This window comes from Streptomyces olivaceoviridis (genome assembly GCF_014650115.1).
GTDB classification, from domain to species: Bacteria; Actinomycetota; Actinomycetes; order Streptomycetales; family Streptomycetaceae; genus Streptomyces; species Streptomyces olivaceoviridis.
Window position 1 is genome coordinate 67,309 of record NZ_BMUI01000029.1, and the last position, 22,182, is coordinate 89,490.

Below are 22,182 nucleotides of genomic sequence, written 5' to 3' on the forward strand. Positions count from 1 at the left end.
CGCGGGCCAGGATCCCCAAAGGCTCCCCCGAACGCACGGAAGCCCAGCTCAGAGCGGTGTGATCCAGTCCGCCGTCTCAGATAGTAGGAAGTCCGAGTAATTGGGCAGACAGAAGCGGGTCACTCCCTTAGTTTTGTAGGAGCCGAACGTCTCGCTCGATCCAGCGAATGGCGGTCGTGAGCCGGGCCCCGTGCAGGCAACCCCTGCGGCCGGTGCTCCCCGCCCCTTCCGGCGTCTCGTCACCCCCTTCCTTGCCGTGCTCCCCGTATGTCGAAGGAGTCGATCGCCATGGCCGAGACGACCGTCCGCCGCCGAGTCCGCCACGTGTCCCGCACGAGCGAGTCCGACCGCAAGAACGCCGCCGCCGCCCTCCAGCGCGCCCTGGACCGCCGGGACAACGGCGGCGAGACCGGCCACTGAGCCGGGCCACCGGCCGGGAGCCGCACCCCGTCGGGGTGCGGCGCGGCCCTCATCCGCCGCGCCGCACCTCGAAGTGGTCGATCCGCCGCCCGTCCTGGGCCAGCGCCGACACCGCGAGCCGTGGCGCCGCGCCGGCCCGCACCTCCACCGAGAGCAGCGAGAAGCCGGTGTAGCGCACCCGCGACCACTCCACCGTCTCCGGCACCCGGTCCCTGCCCTTCGTCCACGCGAAGGTCTCCACCGCCCGGTGCCGGGTGAGGTGTCCCTCGTAGCTGTCCGCCACGCCCGACGGGAAGCCGTACAGGTCCCGGCCGCCACCGCCCGCCGTGACGTACACGGTGCCGTCCCGGCCGGGGTCGGTGGACCCGCCGACGGGCACCGCCCGGCCGGCCTCGCCGTCCTTGATCGCGTCCGTGCGCTCGTACACGTGGTTGTGGCCGTTGATCACCAGGTCCACCCGGTGCTTCCCGAACAGCGGCAGCCATTCCCGCCGGACGCCCCCGTCCGAGGCGTGCCGCGAGGTGGAGTAGGCGCAGTGGTGGAAGAAGACGACCACGAAGTCGATCCCGTCGGCCGCGCGCAGCCGCCCCAGCGTCCGGTCCAGCCACGCCGTCTGCCGGCCGCCGCTGTGCCCGAGGTTGGCGGGGATCTCGTACGACACGTCGTTGGCGTCCAGCGCGACGAAGCCGGCGTTGCCGTAGGTGAACGCGTAGGCGCCCGGTGTGCCGTGCGGGTCGAAGCCGGTCTCCGGCAGACAGAAGCGGGCCAGCTGGCCGCCGTAGCCGTCCGGCGAGTACCAGGCCTCCATGTCGTGGTTGCCGGTGGTCACCATCCACGGCACGGACCGCGCGACCCGCTCGTTCTGCTTCAGGAACAGGTCCCAGGAGGCGGGGTCGTAGCCGTCCGTCGTCCGGCCCGTTCCGCTGACGTCCGCGTAGCAGATGTCACCGGCGTGCAGGTGGAAGGCGGGCTTCTGGCGCAGCATCAGATCGTCGTTGGTGTGCGCCGCCCGGCCCACGCCCTGGTCGCCGAAGGCCGTGAACACGAAGCGTTCCGCACGCGCGGGCGCCGTGCGGAAGGAGGCGATGGCCGCGCGGTGGGCGGGGGCCGCGGGTTCCCAGCCGTCGTGGCCCACGCCGTAGTAGTACGTCGTGCCGGGCGCGAGGCCGTCCACGGACGCGTGCACGTAGTACTGCTCCAGCGCGGGCCGCACGCCCTCCACCCCGGGCGTGCGCAGCGGGCGGATCTCGGCCGGGACCCGGTGCCCGAGGGCGTCGGGGCGCGTGCCGATCCGCACGTACGGCCGCTTCACCGCCAGCGGCACCTGCCAGGAGATCCGCATCCGCGTCCGGGGGTCGGCGCCGAAGGCGAGGTGCCGGCCGAACGGGGCCACCGCCGAGCCGGGTGCCCGCGAGGTGGCCGGGCCCGGCCGCCCCGCGAACGCGGTGCCGCACCCGGTCAGCAGGCCGCTCGCCACCGCACCCGCCGTCACCAGCGTGCGGCGGCGCACCAGGCGGCTGCGCAGGTACTCGTACTGCTCGGCCATGCTCAGCCGCTCGGCGAGCGGGCGGGGGATGCCGACGTCGGGAGTGTCCATGTCCCGGACCGTTCCCCCGGTGTCCGACATCCTTGCCGCACACGGGTGAACGTCGACCGACGGGCGGACACCGGCAACCCGTCCGGGTGTCCGTATGGCGGACGGTACGTGTCATCACCTGGGACGCGGAGTAAGGTGCCCGCATGTCTCGCAGCATCAATCTCGCAGTGATCCCCGGTGACGGCATCGGCCAGGAGGTCGTGGCCGAGGGTCTCAAGGTCCTCTCCGCCGTCCTGCCGCAGGATGTGAAGCTGGAGACCAAGGAGTACGACTTCGGCGCCAAGCGCTACCACGCCACCGGTGAGACCCTCACCGACGCCGACCTCGACTCCCTCAAGCAGCACGACGCCATCCTGCTGGGCGCCATCGGCGACCCGTCGGTGCCGTCCGGCGTCCTGGAGCGCGGCTTCCTGCTCAAGCTCCGCTTCGCCTTCGACCACCACGTCAACCTGCGCCCGTCGAAGCTGCTCCCGGGTGTCGCCACCCCGCTCGCCGGCCAGCCGGAGATCGACTTCGTCGTCGTCCGCGAGGGCACCGAGGGGCCGTACACCGGCAACGGCGGCACCATCCGCAAGGGCACCGCGCACGAGGTCGCCACCGAGGTGTCCGTCAACACCGCCTTCGGTGTCGAGCGCGTCGTCCGCGACGCCTTCGCGCGCGCCCAGGCCCGCCCGCGCAAGAAGCTCACGCTGGTCCACAAGAACAACGTGCTGACCTTCGCCGGGCACCTGTGGACGAACATCTTCACCAAGGTGGCCGAGGAGTTCCCCGAGGTCACCACGGACTACATCCACGTCGACGCCGCGACCATCTACCTGGTCACCGACCCGGGCCGGTTCGACGTCATCGTCACCGACAACCTCTTCGGCGACATCATCACCGACCTCGCCGCGGCCGTCTCCGGCGGCATCGGCGTGGCCGCCTCCGGCAACATCAACCCCACCCGCGAGTTCCCGTCCATGTTCGAGCCGGTCCACGGCTCGGCCCCGGACATCGCCGGCCAGGGCAAGGCCGACCCCACCGCCACCGTCCTGTCCGTCGCCCTGCTGCTGCGCCACCTCGGCTACGACGCCGAGGCCGACCGGATCGACGCGGCGGTCGCCGCCGACCTCACCGAGCGCGCCGGACAACCGGCCCGCTCCACCTCCGCGATCGGTGACGCGCTCGCCGTACGCGTAGCCGGCTGACCCGCCGCGCTACACCGAGCCGCCGGGTCGCGACCGCACCCGGCGGCTTTTGCCGTGCCTCGCCGGGTGCCACCATCAACCCCTGGACCGCTTCACCCCGATTCCGTCCCCTACCGCCGTCCGCGCGATAATCGAACGCGGAGCCGCGGTATGACGGAAAGCTCGGACGTCCTAGCACCGACGACCGGGAGCACAGGCGTGAGCGCGGCCCGTCACTACAACCGGTGAAGGACAATCACTCATGACGACGCCCACGATCGAGCTCAAGCCCTCCGCCAGCCCGCTCGCCGCCGCGGAACGGGAGGCGATCCTGGCCAACCCCGGCTTCGGCCGCCACTTCACCGACCACATGGTGACGATCAAGTGGACCGAGGGCCGCGGCTGGCACGACGGTCAGCTCGTTCCGTACGGGCCGATCTCCCTGGACCCGTCCACGCACGTCCTGCACTACGGCCAGGAGATCTTCGAGGGCCTGAAGGCCTACCGCCAGCCCGACGGCTCGGTCGCGCTGTTCCGTCCCGAGGCCAACGCCCGCCGCTTCCGCAACTCCGCCCACCGCATGGCCATGGCCGAGCTGCCCGAGGAACTGTTCATCGCCGCGCTGGACGCGCTGCTCACCCAGGACGCCGACTGGGTCCCGCCGCACGGCGGCGAGGCATCCCTCTACCTGCGGCCGTTCATGTTCGCCACGGAGGCCGCGCTCGGCGTGCACCCGGCGAACGAGTACCTGTTCATGCTGATCGCCTCCCCGTCCGGCGCGTACTTCGCCGGCGGTGTGAAGCCGGTCACCATCTGGGTCTCCGAGGACCACGTCCGCGCCGTCCCGGGCGGTACCGGCGACGCCAAGACCGGCGGCAACTACGCCGCGTCCCTGCTGCCGCAGGCCGAGGCCGCCGCGCACGGCTGCGACCAGGTCGTCTACCTCGACGCGGTCACCCGCACCAAGGTCGAGGAGAGCGGCAGCATGAACGTCGCGTTCGTCTACGGCGACCGGATCGTCACCCCGTCGCTCACCGGCTCCATCCTGGAGGGCATCACCCGTGACTCCCTCCTCCAGGTCGCCCGCGACCTCGGCTACACCGCCGAGGAGGGGGTGGTCACCCTCCAGCAGTGGCGCGAGGACGCCGCGTCCGGTGCGCTGACCGAGGTGTTCGCGTGCGGTACCGCCGCCGTGGTCACGCCGATCGGTCACGTCAAGACCAAGACCGACCAGTGGTCCCACGGCGACGGCACGCCCGGACCGGTCACCGGGCGTCTGCGCGAGGCGCTGCTGGGCATCCAGCGGGGCCTGACCGAGGACAAGCACGGCTGGATGCACCGGGTCGGCTGAGGCCCGGCCAACCGCCCCGAGGGGGCGTCGGGGTCCGTGAAACCAGTGGGGGCTGGTCGCGCGGGCCCCGGCGCCCCCTCGCTTGTTTGTCATCTGGTTGACTTGGAGCGACGTTCAATGTGACAAAACTCGGGCCAGATCTGTCAGTCCTTCCCTCCAGCGCACACTGCCTTTAGAGTGCTGCTCTAAACCTGGGGAAGGAAGGAGGTGCCCGATCGTGCGACTCACCCCCACGGAACGTGACCGGCTGCTGCTCTTCGGGGCCGCCGAGCTGGCCCGTGCCCGCCGGGCGCGCGGCCTGAAGCTGAACGTGCCCGAGGCCACCGCGCTGATCGCGGACACCGTCTGCGAGGCCGCCCGTGACGGCAAGCGGCTCGCCGAGGCCGTCGAGGCGGCCCGGTCGGTGCTCGGTCCCGAGGACGTCCTGCCCGGTGTCGCCGACGTCGTCGCCGAGGTGATGGTCGAGGCCGTCTTCGACGACGGCTCCCGGCTCGCGGTCGTCTCCGACCCCATCGGCTGGGGGTCCCCCCGCGAAGCAGGGGGAGGTCTGGGCGCGGACGCCCCGGGCGCGCTGCTCCCCGGCCCCGAGCACGCCGACCCCGGGCCCGTCGTCCGGCTCCGCGTCACCAACACCGCGAGCGTGCCGGTCTCCGTCACCTCCCACTTCCACTTCTTCGAGGCCAACCCCCGCCTCGACTTCGACCGCGAGCGGGCCTACGGCATGCGGCTCGCCGTACCCGCCGGATCCTCGGTCCGCTTCGGGCCGGGGGAGAGCGAGGAGGTCGGGCTCGTGCCGGTCGGCGGCGAGCGGATCGCGATCGGCTTCGCCGGACTGGTCGACGGGCCGCTGGACGCGCCGGGCGCGAAGGAGGAAGCCCTCCGCAGGGCCGCCGCCTGCGGATACCTGGGAGCGACACCGGAAGGAGGCGAGGAGCGATGAGCCGCTCGAAGGGACGAGAGGTGAGCCGGTCGATCCACGTCGACCCGCACGCCTACGCCGCCACCCACGGCCCCCGCGCCGGCGACCGCGTCCGCCTCGGCGACTCCGGGCTCACCGTCCGCGTCGAGTCCGACTCCCAGCGGTACGGCGACGAGTTCCTGGCCGGCTTCGGCAAGACCGCCCGCGACGGACTGCACCTGAAGGCCGCCGCCGTCCGGGACACCTGTGACGTCGTGATCAGCAACGTCGTCGTGATCGACGCGGTGCAGGGGATCAGGAAGGTGTCCATCGGCATCCGCGAGGGCCGTATCCGCGCCATCGGCCGGGCCGGCAACCCGGACACCCTGGACGGTGTGGACGTCGTCGTCGGCACCGGCACCTCGATCGTCTCCGGAGAGGGGCTGATCGCCACCGCCGGCGCCGTCGACACCCATGTGCACCTGCTGTCGCCGCGCATCATGGAGGCGTCCCTCGCCTCCGGCGTCACCACGATCATCGGGCAGGAGTTCGGCCCAGTGTGGGGCGTCGGCGTCAACTCGCCCTGGGCACTGCGGCACGCCTTCAGCGCCTTCGACGCCTGGCCGGTCAACATCGGCTTCCTGGGCCGGGGTTCGTCCTCCCACGCGGCGCCGCTCGTCGAGGCCCTGGCCGAAGGAGGGGCGAGCGGCTTCAAGGTGCACGAGGACATGGGCGCCCACACCCGCGCCCTGGACACCGCGCTCCGGGTCGCCGAGGAGCACGACGTCCAAGTCGCCCTGCACAGCGACGGGTTGAACGAGTGCCTGTCGGTCGAGGACACCCTGCGGGTGCTGGAGGGCCGCACGATCCACGCCTTCCACATCGAGGGCTGCGGCGGCGGACACGTACCCAACGTGCTGAAGATGGCCGGCGTCCCGAACGTCATCGGCTCCTCCACCAACCCCACCCTGCCCTTCGGCCGGGACGCGGTCGCCGAGCACTACGGCATGATCGTCTCCGTCCACGACCTGAAGACCGACCTGCCCGGCGACGCGGCCATGGCCCGCGACCGGATCCGGGCCGGCACGATGGGCGCCGAGGACGTGCTCCACGACCTGGGCGCGATCGGCATCACCTCCTCCGACGCCCAGGGCATGGGCCGGGCCGGTGAGACGGTCCGCCGCACCTTCGCCATGGCCGGCAAGATGAAGGCCGAGCTGGGGCCCCTGCTTCCCCATGACGGGGAGGCCGGCGACCGCGAAGGCGACGACAACGCGCGCGTCCTGCGCTACCTGGCCAAGCTGACCATCAACCCGGCCATCGCGCACGGGCTCTCCCACGAGGTCGGCTCGATCGAGGTGGGCAAGCTCGCCGACATCGTGCTGTGGCGCCCGGAGTACTTCGGGGCCAAACCGCAGCTCGTCCTCAAGGCCGGCTTCCCGGCGTACGGCGTGGTCGGCGACCCCAACGCGGCCACCGACACCTGCGAACCCCTCGTCCTGGGCCCGCAGTTCGGGGCGTACGGCGCCACGGCCGCCGACCTCTCGGTGGCGTTCGTCGCCCGCGCCGCCGTCGACCAGGGCAACGACCGGATGCCGACCCGGCGCAGAAGGGTCGCGGTGCGCGGCACCCGGGGCATCGGCCCCGCCGACCTGCGCCTGAACTCCCGTACCGGAGCGGTGGACGTCGACCGGCGCACCGGCCTGGTCACCCTCGACGGCGACCCGATCCGCTCGGAACCGGCCGACTCCGTCTCCCTCAACCGCCTCTACTTCCTCTAAGGACCCGCGCCATGAGCACCCCCGCCGCCGACGGCTTCCGCATGCCCGCCGAGTGGTCCCCCCACGAGCGCACCTGGATGGCCTGGCCGAGCCCCAACCCGACCTTCGACGACCCGGACGAGCTGGCCGCCGCCCGGACCGCCTGGGCGTCCGTGGCCCGCGCCGTCCGCCGCTTCGAACCGGTGACGGTCGTGTGCGGCCCCGGGCAGTCTCAGGAGGCCCGGACGCTGCTCGGCCCCGGTGTCGACACGGTCGAGCGGGACCTGGACGACGCGTGGATGCGGGACATCGGCCCCACCTTCCTCACCGACGGCCGGGGCCGACTGGCCGCCGTGGACTGGACGTTCAACGGCTGGGGCGCCCAGGACTGGGCCCGCTGGGAGCACGACTCGCGGATCGGCGCGTACGTGTCCGACCTCGCGGGCGCCAAGACGTACGCCTCGAAGCTGGTCAACGAGGGCGGCGCGATCCACGTCGACGGCGAGGGCACCGTGCTGCTCACCGAGACCGTGCAGCTCGGTCCCGAGCGCAACCCGCACTGGACCAAGGAGGAGGTCGAGGCGGAGGTCCACGCCCACCTCGGCACCAGCAAGGCGATATGGCTGCCGCGCGGCCTGACCGGCGACTACCCTCCTCACGGCTTCGGCACCCTCGGCCATGTCGACATCGTCGCCGCGTTCGCCCGGCCGGGTGTCGTGGTCGCCCACCACCAGCCGGACCCGGCACACCCCGACCACGAGGTCACCCAGGAGGTCATCGGCCTGCTGAAGTCGGCGACCGACGCCCGGGGCCGCCGCCTGGAGGTCGTGGAGGTGCCCGCGCCGACCGCCCTGGAGGCCGACGGGCACTGGGCCGACTACTCCTACATCAACCACTACCTCTGCAACGGCGGCGTGGTGCTGTGCGGGTTCGACGACCCGCGCGACGAGATCGCCGCCGGGATCTTCCGGCGCCTGTTCCCGGAGCGGACGGTGACGCTGGTGGACGCGCGTACGATCTTCGCGGGCGGGGGCGGTATCCACTGCATCACGCAACAGCAGCCGAAGGTCTGACACACACGGGAGCAGGAGATGACCGGTGCGGGCCGGGCGCGCAGGAACGCGCCGCCGCGCGAGGAGGTCCTCGCCGCCGCGATGGACATGATCGCCGAGCGCGGTCTGGAGAAGCTCACCATGGCGGGGCTGGGCCGCGAGGTCGGCATGAGCAGCGGCCACCTGCTGTACTACTTCCGCTCCAAGGACGAGCTGCTGCTGCGGACGCTGGAGTGGAGCGAGGGCCGGCTCGGCGCGGAGCGGGGCCGTCTGCTGGCCCGTCCCGGGAGCGCCCGGGAGCGGCTGTCCGCGTACGTCGACCTGTACGTGCCCGACGGCCACCGCGACCCGCACTGGACGCTGTGGCTGGAGGTCTGGAACCGGTCGCAGAACGCCGACGAGGACGCGCGGTCCCGGCAGGCGGCGATCGAGGGCGCGTGGCACCGCGACCTGGTCGCGCTGATCGCCGAGGGGATCTCGCGGGGGGAGTTCCGGCGGGTGGACGCGGACCGCTTCGCGACGAGGCTGCGCGCGCTGCTGGACGGGTTCTCGATCCACGTCGCCATCGGGCTGCGGGGCACCGACCGGGAGCAAGTCCTCACGCACGTGGGGGAGTTCGTCGAGGAGGGGCTCGCCCTAACCCCCTAGCGGCGCAACTCCGACGCCGCATCGGAATCGTTTCCTTTGCCACCGGGCAGGTAACGGCCCATGGGACGACAACACTGGAAGAAGATCTGGGTCGGCTCGGCGGGCAACATGGTCGAGTGGTTCGACTGGTTCGTCTACGCGAGCTTCGCCACCTACTTCGCCGGCGCGTTCTTCCCGAGCGGCAACCCCACCGCCCAGCTGATGAACACCGCCGGCATCTTCGCCGTCGGCTTCTTCATGCGCCCCGTCGGCGGCTGGCTGCTGGGCAGGGTCGGTGACCGCAAGGGCCGCAAGGCGGCGCTGACCCTGACCGTCACGCTCATGTCGGCCTCGGCGATCCTCATCGCCGTCGCCCCCACCTACGGGGTCGCCGGCTACGGCGGAGCCCTCGTGCTGCTCGTCGCCCGCCTGCTCCAGGGCCTGTCGGTGGGCGGCGAGTACGCGGCCAGCGCCACCTATCTGACCGAGGCCTCCGATCCCAGGAGGCGCGGCTTCGCGTCCAGCTTCCAGTACGTGTCCATGACCGCCGGACAGATCGTCGGCCTCGGCCTCCAGATCGTCCTCCAGCGCACCATGTCCGACGCCGCCCTGCACAGCTACGGCTGGCGCATCCCGTTCGTCGTCGGCGCGCTGGGCGCGGCCGTCGTCTTCTACCTGCGCCGGAACATGCTGGAGACCGAGGTGTACGAGGAGGACACCTCGCACTCCGAGGAGCGCGGCACCCTGCGCGCGCTGGGGCGGCACAAGCGGGAGGCGTTCCTGGTGATCGCCCTCACCATGGGCGGCACGGTGGCGTACTACACGTACACCACCTACCTGACGAAGTACCTGTCCAACTCCGCGGGGCTGTCCAAGCAGACCGCCACGCTCGTCTCGTTCACCGCGCTGATCGTCTTCGCCTGCCTCCAGCCGCTCGCGGGCGCCCTCTCCGACCGCATCGGCCGCCGCCCGCTGCTGATCACGTTCGCCGTCGGCTCCACCTTCCTCACGGTTCCGATCATGACGCTGCTGGGGCACGCGGACGGCTACTGGCCCGCCCTCGGCCTCGCCCTGCTCGCGCTGGTCGTGGTCACCGGCTACACCTCCATCAACGCCTGTGTGAAGGCCGAGCTCTTCCCGACCGGCGTCCGCGCGCTCGGCGTCGCCCTGCCGTACGCCATCGCCAACGCCCTCTTCGGCGGCACCGCCGAGTACGTCGCCCTGTGGTTCAAGAAGGGCGGCATCGAGTCCGGCTTCTACTGGTACGTGGCCGGCTGCGCCGCCGTGTCCCTCGTGGTGTACGTCACCATGCGGGAGACCAAGGACCTGGATCTGACCCGGGTGCGGGCCGGCGAGGATTCCACGCTGACGCCCGCATCCTGAGACGGTCGGTGAGTCGGGGGCCGGGCTGTGCCAGACTGCCCCCGTGCTCTCGTTCGCCATGATTATCGGCAGCAGGCGCGCCGGTCCGCAGTGACCACCTCGTACGACCAGGTGCGGGTGGCCACCGTCGTCCTCGACCCGCGCGCAGACCTCTCGCACCCGCGAGGGGTTTTTTCGTTTTCCGGCCCACCTTCAGCCGGTGACGGAGCGCGAGGGACCATGGAGGAACGGTGGAGCCGGTCATTCCGGTAAAGACCGAAGATTTCCCACAGGAGCCTTGAGACATGACCGAGACGGCAACCAGCGAGCTCGACGACTCGTTCCACGTCTTCGACACCACGCTGCGCGACGGCGCGCAGCGCGAGGGCATCAACCTCACCGTCGCGGACAAGCTCGCCATCGCCCGGCACCTGGACGACTTCGGCGTGGGCTTCATCGAGGGCGGCTGGCCCGGTGCGAACCCCCGCGACACGGAGTTCTTCGCCCGCGCGCAAGCGGAGATCGACTTCCAGCACGCCCAGCTCGTCGCCTTCGGCGCCACCCGCCGCGCCGGCACCACAGCCGCCGAGGACCCGCAGGTCAAGGCTCTGCTGAGCTCGGGCGCCCCGGTGATCACCCTGGTCGCCAAGTCGCACGACCGGCACGTGGAGCTGGCGCTGCGCACCACCCTGGAGGAGAACCTGGAGATGGTCCGCGACACCGTGTCGTACCTGCGCGAGCAGGGCCGCCGGGTCTTCGTGGACTGCGAGCACTTCTTCGACGGCTACCGCGCCAACCCGGAGTACGCCAAGGCGGTCGTGCGCACCGCCTCCCAGGCCGGCGCCGACGTCGTCGTCCTCTGCGACACCAACGGCGGCATGCTCCCCGCCCAGGTCCACGCGGTCGTCTCCACCGTCCTCGCCGACACCGGCGCCCGGCTCGGCATCCACGCCCAGGACGACACCGGCTGCGCGGTCGCCAACACCCTGGCCGCCGTCGACGCGGGCGCCACCCACGTGCAGTGCACGGCCAACGGCTACGGCGAGCGCGTCGGCAACGCCAACCTGTTCCCGGTGGCCGCCGCCCTGGAACTGAAGTACGGCAAGAAGGTGCTGCCCGAGGGCCGGCTGCGCGAGATGACCCGCATCTCCCACGCCATCGCCGAGGTCGTCAACCTGACGCCGTCGACCCACCAGCCGTACGTGGGCGTCTCCGCCTTCGCGCACAAGGCCGGCCTGCACGCCTCCGCCATCAAGGTCGACCCGGACCTGTACCAGCACATCGACCCCGAGCGGGTCGGCAACACCATGCGCATGCTCGTCTCCGACATGGCGGGCCGCGCCTCGGTCGAGCTGAAGGGCAAGGAGCTGGGCATCGACCTGAGCGGCGACCGCGAGCTGGTCGGCCGGGTGGTCGAGCGGGTGAAGGAGCGGGAGCTCAAGGGCTACACGTACGAGGCGGCGGACGCCTCGTTCGAGCTGCTGCTGCGCGCCGAGGCCGAGGGCAGGCCGCTGAAGTACTTCGACGTCGAGTCCTGGCGGGCCATCGTCGAGGACCGGCCCGACGGCACCCACGCCAACGAGGCCACGGTCAAGCTGTGGGCCAAGAGCGAGCGGATCGTCGCCACCGCCGAGGGCAACGGCCCGGTCAACGCCCTGGACCGCGCCCTGCGCGTGGCCCTGGAGAAGATCTACCCGCAGCTCGCCAAGCTGGACCTGGTCGACTACAAGGTCCGCATCCTGGAGGGCAAGCACGGCACCCAGTCCACCACCCGCGTGCTGATCTCCACCTCGGACGGCTCCGGCGAGTGGGCCACGGTCGGCGTGGCCGAGAACGTCATCGCCGCCTCCTGGCAGGCCCTGGAGGACGCGTACACGTACGGCCTCCTCCGCGCGGGCGTGGAACCGGCGGAGTAGCCACAGTGGAGGCATGACCTCAGACACCCACGACGTGCTGTCCCGGGCCCGGGTCGCGACCCGGCTGCCCGCCCGGGACCTGGACCGGGCCCGCCGCTTCTACGCCGAGAAGCTCGGTCTGTACCCGGTGGACCAGCGGCCCGGCGGGCTGCTGTACCGCTGCGCGGGCGTGGACTTCGTCGTGTTCCGCTCGACGGGGGCCTCGCCCGGCACCTTCACCCAGATGGCCTTCGAGGTGGACGACATCGAGGCGGCCGTCACCGAGCTGCGCCGCCGGGGCGTCGAGTTCCAGGAGGTCGACGTGCCCGGCCTGCGCACCCGGGGCGGCATCGCCGAGATCGAGGGCAACTATCCGAGCAAGGGCGCGCGGGCGGAGCGGGGCGCGTGGTTCCGGGACAGCGAGGGCAACCTGCTGGGCATCGGCCAGCTCATCCTGTGAGGCGCGCCGGCCGGTCCCGCCCCGCTCAGGGCGCCCGCCAGATGTTGTCGAAGGCGATGTTCTCGATCCGGCGCCGCTCGCGCACCGCCTCCAGCTCGGTGACCGCGTCGCCGACCGCCGCCAGGACGGTGGTCACCGCCTCGTCGTCGAGTCCGGAGGAGGCCGTCCGGTCGGGCTCGATGCCCAGGGTGCCCGCGAGGCCGGTCAGCACGGGGTCGTGGGAGTCCCAGCGGTCGGTCGCGTGCCGCCGGGCGGCCGTGTCGGCCGGGGTCTCGGTCCCGCCCCGGCCCGGCCACCAGTGCCGGTGCTTCCCGGTGAGCTGCCCGTCGGCTTCCAGGACGTCCCGGTAGGCCACGGCCAGCCCCTCGCCGCGCCGCCACAGCCAGTCCTCGACCGTCTCGTACGGCTCCTCGCGGACGAGCCTCGCCCCGGCCTCGTCCAGCAGCCGGTCACCCGTGGTCAGCACCGGTCCGGGCACGATGCGCTCACCGTCCAGGGTGAGCGCCCTGGCGCCGAGCAGGTCGATCAGCTCGGCCCCGGCGAGCGCCAGCGACAGGTCGCCCTGCTCGACGGGGCGCTCGCCGGGGACGTCCAGGCTGACGAGGAACAGGTCCTGCGGTGTCGTCATGGGGGCTCCAGGTCACCGGCCGTCAGCTACGGCCGGGGTCGTTCGGACGGGACTTCCGGCGGGCCGGCGGCGGGGCGCCGATGCCGCGCGGTTCCCCGACCGGCTGCGGGCCGGCCTCCTCCATCGTCCCCCAGCCGCCGGACGGCCGCCGCTCAGCACGCGCCGGCGGCGAGCCGCTCGAACGCGGCGAGGCTCATCGCCCGGTCGTCCGCCCAGACCTGGCCGGGCTTCAGCCGGTCGATCCGCTCGCGGGTGAACTCCACGACCCCGTTGTAGGAGTCGCCGCCGGCGTAGTGCCCGAACCGGAGGACGTACCGGTGCCGGGGCAGGAGGTGCCGGCTGCCCCGGTGGCGGGCGTGCCAGGCGGCGGGCGGGTCGAACAGGGGGAAGTCGGCGTCGCCGCGCAGGCCGTCCTTCCTCGCGTCCCACCCGGTGGTGACCGGACCCTTCCCGGCGCCCCGGGCCCGCCCGTCGAGGTCCGGGCCCTGGTAACCGTCGTCACCGCACGGACGGAACACCGCGTACGGCGTCCCGTCCGGCGCGGCCCGCACCCCCGCGAGCGGCAGGTCGACGGCGCCACAGCCGCTGAGCAGCAGCATCCCGCCGGCGATCCCCGCCGCCACGGCCCCCGTACGCCGCATGTCCCGCCTTACCGCCTCACCGCAGGGTCCACTTCTGGTTGGCGGCGCCGGTGCACGACCAGATCTGGGCCCGAGCCCCGTTCGCCGACGAGTTGTCGGTGACGTCGAGGCACTTGTTCGCCGCCGTGTTCACCACATCACTCGTGGCGGCGTTGTACGACCACCGTTGGGCACCGGTTCCATTGCAGTCGTACAACTGCACCTTGGCCCCGTCCGCCGTCGAAGCGGAGCTCACGTCCAGGCACTTGCCGAGCGCCTGGATCGACCCGTCGGCCTGGACGGTCCACTGCTGGGCCGCGCTGCCGTTGCAGTCGTAGAGCTGCACCGCCGTGCCGTTGACGCTCGAACCGCCCGCCACGTCCAGGCACTTGCCGGCGAGGCCGACGAAGGCTCCGGTCCTGGCACCGCCGCCGGACTGGGTGCCGGACCAGGTGAAGGTGGCCGAGGTGTTGCCGGGCAGTGAGTAAGTGGCGTGCTGCGAACCCCAGTTGATGGTCACGGTCCGGGCCGACGAGGAGTCGTTGTACGCGATCAGCGCCTTGCCGCCGTCCGGGTTGCGCCAGGCGACGTTCGGCACCGTGGTGGAGGCGGTGGAGGCTATGCGCTGGGCGCCGGGGCGGACGAACTTGGTGAGGTGGCCCATGTCGTAGTACTCGACGGTGTAGTCCACGGTCCCGCTCGCGCCGTCGCCGTTGTGCACGGTGATCAGACCGGTGCAGGTGCCGCAGCCGCCGTTGTGGGGGCCCATGTTCTGGTCCACGGCCAGCGACCACTTGGTCACCGACTTCGCCCAGTTGCGGGTGTAGTCGATGATGTTGGACATGTCCTCGCGCTGCTGGTCGGCGATCCAGGTGCCGCCGGAGTGCTCGGTGCCGAAGGCGTCCAGTGCGGGGTACTGGTTGTGCACGGTCGTCTGCTTGGCGATGTCACCGCCGTAGCCGTGCCAGGCGATGCCGCCGAAGTTGGGGTGGTTGCGGACGGCCGGGTCGTCCACGGTCTGGGCCGCGTAGGAGTCGTAGACGTCCCAGTTCCAGTCGTGCGCCAGCACCTTGGTGGTCAGACCCGCCGACTGGAGCTTGGGCAGCAGTTCGTTCTTGGTGAAGTACGCCAGTCCGCTGGCGTTCCAGCTCATCGACGGGTAGCCGGAACAGCAGGTCGGCTCGTTCTGCGCGGTGACGTAGGAGACGTTGACGCCCTGGTCCTTGTACGCCTGGAGGTACTTCACGAAGTAGGAGGCGTACGCCCCGTAGTCCTCGGACTTCAGCCAGCCGCCGTTGAGCGAGCCGCTGTCCTTCATCCAGGCCGGTGCCGTCCACGGCGAGGCCATCACGGTCAGGGACGGGTTGAGCTGGAGCGCCTGCCGGGTCAGCGGGACGACGTCGGCCAGGTCGTGCGCGAGGGAGAACTTCGCCAGGGACGGGTCGGTCTGCCCGGCCGGCACGTCGTCGTAGGTGTAGCCGTACCGGGCGAGGTCGGAGGCGCCCATCGGGTTGCGCAGGAACGACAGGCCGATGCCGTCCGTCGGCGAGAACAGCTTGCGCATGGTCGCGTCCCGGGTCGCCTGGGACAGCGCCCCGCTGCTGTTCATCAGCCAGGCGGCGGTGTCCGTGAAGGACGCGCCGCCGCCGGTGAAGGTCTGGTAGCGGGTGTTCTCGTCGACGGTGATGTTCTCGCCGCTCCCGCCCGTCCCGGACTGGAAGGCGAACGGGGTCTGCGGCTGGAGGCCGCGTACGACGTGCCGGCCGGCGGAGTCGTCGGTGGTGGTGAGCCAGGCGGTCACCTGCTCACCGGCCGCGTGCGCGGGGGGTACGGCCACACTGAGACCGGCTGCGGAGAGCAGCCCGGCGAGCAGCAGCCGGACTGTGCGGGGGGATCTCCTCATGGTGCGTCGCCCTTCCTGTCGGATCGGCGGAGCTGACGGATCGTCTTGACGGGGGTGTGTGCCCCTAGTTAACTCACGGCGTGAGCTAAGCCCTGAGTGAACCACGAGAGCCGAGGGAAGGTCCATGCGAAGAACCGCCCTGCTCGCCTCCGCCGCACTCCTCGCCGGTCTGCTGCCGTGGGCGGCGACCGCGCGAGCCGCCGACGAGCCCGCCCCCGTACCCGTCGACCGCTTCGAGGGCGAGGTGCCCTTCGCCTCCCAGCCCGCCGAGGGCATCTTCACCTGGGGCGGCGACGCCGACGACCCGCCCGCCCTCCGCCTCGCCGACCGCGCCGACGCCCCCGAGGGCGGCAAGGTCCTCGCCGGCAGCTACGACATCAGCGGCTACGGCGGCTTCACCCACGACTTCGCCGCCACCGCGCCCGCCCACGACTGGTCCGCCCACCAGGGCATCCGGTTCTGGTGGGAGGGGCGGAACACCGGCAAGAGGATCCCCTTCGAGATCAAGGACGGCGGGGCGAACGGCGAGGCGTCCGAGCTGTGGACCACCTCCTTCACCGACGACTTCACCGGCTGGAAGCAGATCCGGCTCCCCTTCACCGACTTCGCCTACCGCACCGACTACCAGCCCGTCGGCGGCATAGACCACGTCCTCGGCCTCAAGGAGATGTGGGGCTACGCCCTGACCCTCCCGGCCGGCGCCAAGGGCGACTTCGCCATGGACGGCGTGGAGCTGTACGGCAGGGCCGACCAGGCGCTGCGCGCCTCCGTCACCACCGACGCGCCCGTGCACCCGGTCGAGGAGGGCGGCACGGCGAAGGTGAAGGTCACCGTGGCCACCACCGGTGAGCAGCCCCTCACCGACCCCGTGACCGTCACCTACGCCACCGGGGACGGCACCGCGACCGCCGGCCAGGACTACACCCCCGCCTCCGGCACCCTCACCTTCCCGGCCGGCACCGCCTCCGGCACCGTGCGGACCATCGCCGTGCCCACCCGCCGGGACCGGGCGGCCGAACCCGCTGAGACCATCCCCCTGAAGCTCACCGTCACCGGCGCGAAGGCCCCCGCCGAGACCCCGCAGGTCGTGATCGACGCGCATGGACTGCCGTACCTGAACGCCAAGTTGCCGGTGCGGAAGCGGGTCGCGGACCTGCTGAGCCGGATGTCCCTGGCGGAGAAGGCCGGCCAGATGACCCAGGCCGAACGCGGCGCGATGACCCAGCCGAACGACATCGCCGCCTACGCGCTCGGCTCCCTGCTCTCCGGCGGCGGCTCGACGCCCACGCCCAACACGCCCGAGGCGTGGGCGAAGATGATCGACGCCTTCCAGCTGCGGACCCAGGCGACACGCTTCCAGATCCCGCTGGTCTACGGCGTTGACGCGGTCCACGGCCACAACAACCTCTCCGGCGCCACGGTCATGCCGCACAACATCGGCATCGGCGCCACCCGCGATCCCCAACTGGCCTATCGGACAGGCGCGGTGACGGCCGCCGAGGTCCGCGCGACCGGCGTCCCCTGGGACTTCGCGCCCTGCCTGTGCGTGAGCCGCGACGAACGCTGGGGTCGCTCCTACGAGTCCTTCGGTGAGGACCCGGCCCTCGTGGACTCCATGGAGACCGTCATCCAGGGCCTCCAGGGCCGCGCGAACGGCGAGGACCTGAAGCGCGGCGACAAGGTGCTGGCCACGGCCAAGCACTTCGTCGGCGACGGCGGCACCGCGTACGGCTCCTCGACCACCGGGAAGTACACCATCGACCAGGGCGTCACCAAGGTCACCCGCGAGGAGTTGGAGGACATCCACCTCGCGCCGTTCCGCACGGCCGTCGAGCGGGGCGTCGGCACGGTCATGCCGTCGTACTCCTCCCTCGACATCGCCGGCGACGGCAAGGGCGCGGTGAAGATGCACGCCCGCGGCGACATGATCAACGGCGTGCTCAAGGGCCGCATGGGCTTCGACGGCTTCGTCATCAGCGACTGGAACGCCATCGACCAGCTGCCCGGCGACTACGCGTCCCACGTCCGCACCTCGGTCAACGCGGGCGTCGACATGATGATGGTGCCGTACACCTACAAGGAGTTCAGCACCGCGCTCGTCGACGAGGTGAAGGCGGGCCGGGTCAGCGAGCAGCGGATCGACGACGCCGTCTCCCGCATCCTCACCGAGAAGTTCGAGCTGGGCCTCTTCGAGCACCCGTACGCCGACACCAGCGGGGCCGCCGCCATCGGCTCCCCGGCCCACCGGGAGGTCGCCCGCCGGGCCGCCGCCGAGTCGCAGGTGCTGCTGAAGAACGCGGGCGGGCTGCTGCCGCTGAAGAAGAGCGAGAAGGTGTACGTCGCCGGGTCCAACGCCGACGACATCGGCAACCAGACCGGCGGCTGGACCCTCACCTGGCAGGGCGCCTCCGGCAACACCGTCCCCGGCACGACCGTCCTCCAGGGGCTGCGCGAGGCGGGCGGGGACGTCACCTACTCCAAGGACGCCTCCGCTCCCACCGGCGGCTACGACGTCGGAGTGGTCGTGGTCGGCGAGACCCCGTACGCCGAGGGCGTCGGCGACGTCGGCAACGGCCACTCACTGTCCCTGTCCGCCGCCGACCAGGCCGCCGTCGACAAGGTGTGCGCGGCCATGAAGTGCGCGGTGCTGGTCGTCTCCGGCCGCCCGCAGCTCGTCGGCGACCGGCTGGACGAGATCGACGCCCTGGTCGCCTCCTGGCTGCCCGGCACCGAGGGCGAGGGCGTCGCCGACGTCCTCTACGGCGCCCGCCCCTTCACCGGACAGCTCCCGGTCACCTGGCCCAAGTCGGAGGCGCAACTGCCGATCAACGTGGGCGACACGGCGTACGACCCGCAGTTCCCGTACGGCTGGGGCCTGACCACCCGCACCGAGGTCCCGAAGGGCGGTACGGCCACCCTGCGCGACCTCGCCGTCCGGGCGGCCAAGGCCGAGCGGCACCGCGACGACCGCACCGGGCGCACGCTGGTCACCCAGGCCCGGCTGCTCGTCCAGCAGAAGGCGGACGGCCACCTCACGGCGGCCGTGGCGAAGCCCTTCGCCGACGCCGACCACCTGCTGCTGACCGGCAGGTACGGAAAGGCGGTGGAGAAGCTGGCGGAGGCGTACCGGGCGGCCTGACCCCGACGCCGGACGAGTGACCTCTTTGGGGAGGCTTCGGGTAGTTTCAAGGTATGAAGGACGTGCCGCGGACCCGAAGCCTCCCCGCCCTGCTGCTGACCGCCCTCGTCCTGGTGCTGACGACCCTGTACGCACCCGGGGCCAGCGCGGACACCAGCGTCTCCACGATCGCCCAGGCCCTGCGCAAGAGCCCGGTCTACGTCGACCCGGCGGCCCGGGACCAGCTGTCCGCCGCGGACGCCGACACGCTCGCCACCCGGATCAAGGACGCAGACAAACCCCTGTTCATCGCCGTCCTCCCGGCCGGCTACCCCACCACCAACCTCTTCGCCGACCTGCGCTCCGCGACCGGCGTCACCGGCCTCTACGGCATCCGCCTCGGCGACCGCTTCGACGCCCGCGCCGACTCCTCCGTCATGTCGGCCACGGCCCGGCGGAACCTGGTCGGCAGCGTCCAGGGCGAGGACGCCAAGGCCCAGCTCACCGACTTCACCGACCGCGCCCTGGCCAACATGGGCGGCCACGCCCCCAGCAGCTGGGGCGGCTCGGCCGACGGCGGCGGCGCGTCGGCCACGGCACTGATCACGACGGCCGCCGTCCTGGTGGCCGCGGGCGGTGGCGCCTACGCGCTGGTCCGCCGCAACCGCCGGCGCCGTGAGGAGGAGCAGCGGGCCGCCCTGGACCGGCTGCGGGTGGTCGTGGACGAGGACATCACCGCGTTCGGCGAGGAACTCGACCGCCTGGACTTCCACCCCTCCGAAGCGGGCGCCGACGACGCGATGCGCGCCGACTACGAGCGCGCGCTGGACGCCTACGAGACCGCCAAGCAGCGCATGGCCGCGGCACGGAAACCGGAGGACGTCCGGTCGGTCACCGAGGCGGTGGAGGACGGCCGCTTCTCCCTCGCCCAGTTGGCCGCCCGCCGCGAGGGCCGCCCGCTCCCGGAGCGCCGCCCGCCCTGCTTCTTCGACCCCCGGCACGGCCCCTCCGTCACCGACGCGACCTGGACCCCGCCCGGCGGCTCCCCGCGCGAGGTCCCGGTCTGCGCCGCCGACGCCACCCGTCTGGCCGACGGCCGCGACCCCGTGATCCGCGAGGTCGACACCGACTACGGCCGCCGCCCCTACTGGGACGCCGGCCCGGCCTACGGCCCCTGGGCCGGCGGCTACTTCGGCGGCGGCCTCCTCCCCGGCCTCCTCGTCGGCACCCTGCTGGGCAGCGTGATGGCGACCCCCACGTACGCCGCCGACTACGGCACCGGGTACGGCGACTTCGGCGCGGGCGGCTACGAGGGCGGCGACGTCTCCGGCACCGACTTCGACCCCGGCGACTTCAGCGGCGGCTTCGGCGACGGGGGCGGCTTCGACGGCGGAGACGGGGGAGGGGACTTCGGCGGGGGCTTCTGAGCGGCGCGCTGCCGCTCAGCGGGCGATGCCGTCGAGGAAACGGGTCCAGGTGACGGGGGAGAGGGTGAGGGTGGGGCCGGGGGTGTTCTTGGAGTCGCGGATGTGGATGGTGGTGGGGTGGGCGGCTACTTCTACGCAGTTGCCGCCTTCGTTGGAGCTGTAGCTGGACTTACGCCAGGTGTACGCGAGTTCGACGCAGTCGCCGCCCTCACTACCGCTGTAGCTCGACTTGAACCATGCCAGTGCTGCGGTCTTCATGACTCTCCTAGCAGTCCCATCAGAAGGCGCTCGCTCTTGTCGCAGGAGAGCGCCTGTGACCGCAGCATCCCATACTTGTGGTAATAGTCGCTGACCTCTTCCGGGTCATCTACGAGGAAGCTCGCGCGCTGGACTTCCAGGTAGACCAGCCGTTCGTGCTCCGGGGTCTCCAGGAGCACCATGGGCCCGTCGAGTGCCGCGTGAGGCCTCTGGTGCATGGGCATGATCTGGAAGCTCATGTGAATGGGTCGCGTGTACTCCAGGATCTGCCGGATCTGCGCACGCATCACCTCCGGGCCGCCGACCTCCCGCCGCAGGATGCTCTCTTCCAGGATGAAGTGCCCCACCGGTGGCCTGTCCCGCTGCCAGATCAACTGTCGTTCCATGCGGGCCTGCACCCACTGCTCAGCTGTCTCGCTCCCGATCGCCGGGTACCGGTAGTCGAACACGGCGCGGCAGTACTCAGGTGTCTGGAGGAGCCCCGGAACCGCGAGACTCTGGTACGAGAGGACGCCCACCGCCTCCTGCTCATGATCAACCAGCCCCTGCGCGAACTGAACGATCCGGTCCCGTACCGGCAGCTTGGCCACCACCACCGTTAACGCCCCACCCGTGTCGAGGAGTTCGTCGAACTGCTCGGCGCGATCCGGCTGGAGCGCCAGCCTCCCCTGCTCGATCGACCTCACCGTGTCGACCGCGAGGTTCGCCGACTCCGCGAACTGTTCCTGCGTGAGGCGCGCCTTCTTCCGGAAGTGCGCCACCAGCGCGCCGACCGCGTACCACGAACCGACCTTCTTGGGCCTCGTTGCCACGTGCATGGCCGTTCCTTTCCCCCGTATGCACGCCAAGCTCTCGTAGTGGACTCGTAGCAATGAGAACTACGACTTCACTCACTGACCCAGTGTAGTGACGCACAGTGACACTCGCGGCATGAACGCAGAACCCCGACACCCCCGCACGCGCCAGACCTTCTACCGCAGGGACCGCAGGTCGGTACGGCTCGCGCGGGAGTTCGCCCATGAGGCCCTGACGGACTGGGCCACGGCCGAGCGCAGCGACGACGTACTGCTCTGTGTGAGTGAGTTGGCGACCAACGCCCTCCTCCACGGCGTGCCCGCAGGCCGAGGTTTCCTCCTCCGGCTGACCCTGCACACGGACGGCGTCCTCCGCGTCGAGGTGCACGACAGTGGTCCGGGCGAGGTGCGGATTCCGGAGCCGACTCCGGAGGCGGAACACGGCCGGGGTCTGCTCCTCGTCGCGGCCCTCGCGGACAAGTGGGGGGTGGGGGAGCGGAGCCCCGGCAAGATCGTGTGGTGCGAGTTCGCGGTGCGGGGCGACGAGGTGGCCGTCCCGGGTCGGCTGCGGTGAGCGTGGGGTGACGTGGCCGTTGGGCCGCCCGCTTCTCGGCCAGTGTCGTGCTTCCACGGTCCGCGTCAAGGGCGCTGCGCGTCGCCTTCGGCGATGGGCCTCCGGCCCACCCTTGACCCGGCCCGCTCCAGCACGGGGGAGAAGCGAGCGGGCGGCCCGGGGAAAAGTGGCCGCCTACCGGTACGGGCCCTTGCGTCGGCTGCGTACGCACTCGGCGCCAGGGGCACGCGATCGCGCCTCGCCGGCACGCCGGGCGGGCCAAGCGGCGAACG

19 protein-coding genes are annotated in these 22,182 nt (G+C 71.7%); 13 read left to right on the forward strand and 6 right to left on the reverse strand.

The window, feature by feature from the left end:
• Nucleotides 1-288: 288 nt before the first annotated feature.
• Complete coding sequence (locus IE273_RS44795; RefSeq protein ID WP_015493350.1) at nt 289-420, forward strand: hypothetical protein; 132 nt, start codon at nt 289-291, stop codon at nt 418-420.
• A gap of 49 nt (nt 421-469) precedes the next feature.
• Here IE273_RS44795 and IE273_RS35855 read toward each other — a convergent pair whose 3' ends face one another.
• Nucleotides 470-2,017 (reverse strand): purple acid phosphatase family protein, encoded by a 1,548-nt coding sequence (locus IE273_RS35855; protein WP_189819304.1) that lies wholly within the window; start codon nt 2,015-2,017, stop codon nt 470-472.
• A 143-nt stretch (nt 2,018-2,160) separates the two neighbouring features.
• On the opposite strand from IE273_RS35855, the gene IE273_RS35860 reads away from it, so the two are divergent.
• The 9 genes from IE273_RS35860 to IE273_RS35900 all read left to right on the forward strand — a co-directional run bounded on the left by IE273_RS35860 (nt 2,161) and on the right by IE273_RS35900 (nt 12,588).
• Nucleotides 2,161-3,204: a 3-isopropylmalate dehydrogenase gene (locus IE273_RS35860; protein WP_189819305.1), complete on the forward strand. Its 1,044-nt coding sequence runs from the start codon at nt 2,161-2,163 to the stop codon at nt 3,202-3,204.
• A 241-nt stretch (nt 3,205-3,445) separates the two neighbouring features.
• On the forward strand, nt 3,446-4,534 hold the full coding sequence (locus IE273_RS35865; protein ID WP_189819306.1) for a branched-chain amino acid aminotransferase: 1,089 nt from the start codon (nt 3,446-3,448) through the stop codon (nt 4,532-4,534).
• A 217-nt stretch (nt 4,535-4,751) separates the two neighbouring features.
• Nucleotides 4,752-5,474 (forward strand): urease subunit gamma, encoded by a 723-nt coding sequence (ureA, locus tag IE273_RS35870; protein WP_189819307.1) that lies wholly within the window; start codon nt 4,752-4,754, stop codon nt 5,472-5,474.
• Nucleotides 5,471-7,213: an urease subunit alpha gene (locus tag IE273_RS35875; RefSeq protein ID WP_189819308.1), complete on the forward strand. Its 1,743-nt coding sequence runs from the start codon at nt 5,471-5,473 to the stop codon at nt 7,211-7,213. The genes ureA and IE273_RS35875 overlap by 4 nt, the downstream gene beginning before the upstream one ends.
• 11 nt (nt 7,214-7,224) lie before the next feature.
• Nucleotides 7,225-8,265 (forward strand): agmatine deiminase family protein, encoded by a 1,041-nt coding sequence (locus tag IE273_RS35880; protein ID WP_189819309.1) that lies wholly within the window; start codon nt 7,225-7,227, stop codon nt 8,263-8,265.
• A gap of 18 nt (nt 8,266-8,283) precedes the next feature.
• The gene (locus tag IE273_RS35885; protein ID WP_189819310.1) at nt 8,284-8,892 is read left to right on the forward strand and encodes a TetR/AcrR family transcriptional regulator; all 609 of its coding nucleotides are present in this window, start codon (nt 8,284-8,286) and stop codon (nt 8,890-8,892) included.
• A gap of 60 nt (nt 8,893-8,952) precedes the next feature.
• The gene (locus IE273_RS35890; protein WP_189819311.1) at nt 8,953-10,254 is read left to right on the forward strand and encodes an MFS transporter; all 1,302 of its coding nucleotides are present in this window, start codon (nt 8,953-8,955) and stop codon (nt 10,252-10,254) included.
• Between the two features lie 284 nt (nt 10,255-10,538).
• Complete coding sequence (cimA, locus tag IE273_RS35895) at nt 10,539-12,149, forward strand: citramalate synthase (RefSeq protein WP_189819312.1); 1,611 nt, start codon at nt 10,539-10,541, stop codon at nt 12,147-12,149.
• Between the two features lie 13 nt (nt 12,150-12,162).
• Entirely contained in the window at nt 12,163-12,588 is a 426-nt protein-coding gene (locus IE273_RS35900; protein WP_189819313.1) for a VOC family protein, read from the forward strand.
• A 25-nt stretch (nt 12,589-12,613) separates the two neighbouring features.
• Here the strand turns inward: IE273_RS35900 and IE273_RS35905 are convergent, their stop codons facing one another.
• From IE273_RS35905 to IE273_RS35915, 3 genes are all read right to left on the reverse strand, one after another.
• Nucleotides 12,614-13,216, reverse strand: a complete 603-nt coding sequence (locus IE273_RS35905) for a GOLPH3/VPS74 family protein (RefSeq protein WP_189819314.1) — start codon at nt 13,214-13,216, stop codon at nt 12,614-12,616.
• A 152-nt stretch (nt 13,217-13,368) separates the two neighbouring features.
• On the reverse strand, nt 13,369-13,857 hold the full coding sequence (locus IE273_RS35910) for a hypothetical protein (protein ID WP_229887877.1): 489 nt from the start codon (nt 13,855-13,857) through the stop codon (nt 13,369-13,371).
• A gap of 16 nt (nt 13,858-13,873) precedes the next feature.
• Nucleotides 13,874-15,739, reverse strand: a complete 1,866-nt coding sequence (locus IE273_RS35915; RefSeq protein WP_189819315.1) for a ricin-type beta-trefoil lectin domain protein — start codon at nt 15,737-15,739, stop codon at nt 13,874-13,876.
• 124 nt (nt 15,740-15,863) lie between these two features.
• On the opposite strand from IE273_RS35915, the gene IE273_RS35920 reads away from it, so the two are divergent.
• The gene (locus IE273_RS35920) at nt 15,864-18,878 is read left to right on the forward strand and encodes a glycoside hydrolase family 3 protein (protein WP_189819316.1); all 3,015 of its coding nucleotides are present in this window, start codon (nt 15,864-15,866) and stop codon (nt 18,876-18,878) included.
• 53 nt (nt 18,879-18,931) lie between these two features.
• Entirely contained in the window at nt 18,932-20,284 is a 1,353-nt protein-coding gene (locus IE273_RS35925) for a hypothetical protein (protein ID WP_189819317.1), read from the forward strand.
• A gap of 15 nt (nt 20,285-20,299) precedes the next feature.
• Here the strand turns inward: IE273_RS35925 and IE273_RS35930 are convergent, their stop codons facing one another.
• Both IE273_RS35930 and IE273_RS35935 read right to left on the reverse strand, forming a co-directional pair.
• Complete coding sequence (locus IE273_RS35930) at nt 20,300-20,542, reverse strand: DUF397 domain-containing protein (RefSeq protein WP_189819318.1); 243 nt, start codon at nt 20,540-20,542, stop codon at nt 20,300-20,302.
• The gene (locus tag IE273_RS35935; protein ID WP_189819319.1) at nt 20,539-21,360 is read right to left on the reverse strand and encodes a helix-turn-helix domain-containing protein; all 822 of its coding nucleotides are present in this window, start codon (nt 21,358-21,360) and stop codon (nt 20,539-20,541) included. Before IE273_RS35935 ends, IE273_RS35930 begins: the two co-directional genes overlap by 4 nt.
• Nucleotides 21,361-21,472: 112 nt before the next feature.
• Between IE273_RS35935 and IE273_RS35940 the strand changes: the two genes are divergently transcribed.
• Nucleotides 21,473-21,910 (forward strand): ATP-binding protein, encoded by a 438-nt coding sequence (locus IE273_RS35940; protein ID WP_189819320.1) that lies wholly within the window; start codon nt 21,473-21,475, stop codon nt 21,908-21,910.
• Nucleotides 21,911-22,182: the final 272 nt, after the last annotated feature.

Coding starts and splice junctions, on each gene's coding strand:
- IE273_RS44795 (WP_015493350.1), top strand. CDS start 289: ATGGCCGAGACGACCGTCCGCCGCCGAGTCCGCCACGTGTCCCGCACG.
- IE273_RS35855 (WP_189819304.1), bottom strand. CDS start 2,017: ATGGACACTCCCGACGTCGGCATCCCCCGCCCGCTCGCCGAGCGGCTG.
- IE273_RS35860 (WP_189819305.1), top strand. CDS start 2,161: ATGTCTCGCAGCATCAATCTCGCAGTGATCCCCGGTGACGGCATCGGC.
- IE273_RS35865 (WP_189819306.1), top strand. CDS start 3,446: ATGACGACGCCCACGATCGAGCTCAAGCCCTCCGCCAGCCCGCTCGCC.
- IE273_RS35875 (WP_189819308.1), top strand. CDS start 5,471: ATGAGCCGCTCGAAGGGACGAGAGGTGAGCCGGTCGATCCACGTCGAC.
- IE273_RS35880 (WP_189819309.1), top strand. CDS start 7,225: ATGAGCACCCCCGCCGCCGACGGCTTCCGCATGCCCGCCGAGTGGTCC.
- IE273_RS35885 (WP_189819310.1), top strand. CDS start 8,284: ATGACCGGTGCGGGCCGGGCGCGCAGGAACGCGCCGCCGCGCGAGGAG.
- IE273_RS35890 (WP_189819311.1), top strand. CDS start 8,953: ATGGGACGACAACACTGGAAGAAGATCTGGGTCGGCTCGGCGGGCAAC.
- cimA (WP_189819312.1), top strand. CDS start 10,539: ATGACCGAGACGGCAACCAGCGAGCTCGACGACTCGTTCCACGTCTTC.
- IE273_RS35900 (WP_189819313.1), top strand. CDS start 12,163: ATGACCTCAGACACCCACGACGTGCTGTCCCGGGCCCGGGTCGCGACC.
- IE273_RS35905 (WP_189819314.1), bottom strand. CDS start 13,216: ATGACGACACCGCAGGACCTGTTCCTCGTCAGCCTGGACGTCCCCGGC.
- IE273_RS35910 (WP_229887877.1), bottom strand. CDS start 13,857: ATGCGGCGTACGGGGGCCGTGGCGGCGGGGATCGCCGGCGGGATGCTG.
- IE273_RS35915 (WP_189819315.1), bottom strand. CDS start 15,739: ATGAGGAGATCCCCCCGCACAGTCCGGCTGCTGCTCGCCGGGCTGCTC.
- IE273_RS35920 (WP_189819316.1), top strand. CDS start 15,864: ATGCGAAGAACCGCCCTGCTCGCCTCCGCCGCACTCCTCGCCGGTCTG.
- IE273_RS35925 (WP_189819317.1), top strand. CDS start 18,932: ATGAAGGACGTGCCGCGGACCCGAAGCCTCCCCGCCCTGCTGCTGACC.
- IE273_RS35930 (WP_189819318.1), bottom strand. CDS start 20,542: ATGAAGACCGCAGCACTGGCATGGTTCAAGTCGAGCTACAGCGGTAGT.
- IE273_RS35935 (WP_189819319.1), bottom strand. CDS start 21,360: ATGCACGTGGCAACGAGGCCCAAGAAGGTCGGTTCGTGGTACGCGGTC.
- IE273_RS35940 (WP_189819320.1), top strand. CDS start 21,473: ATGAACGCAGAACCCCGACACCCCCGCACGCGCCAGACCTTCTACCGC.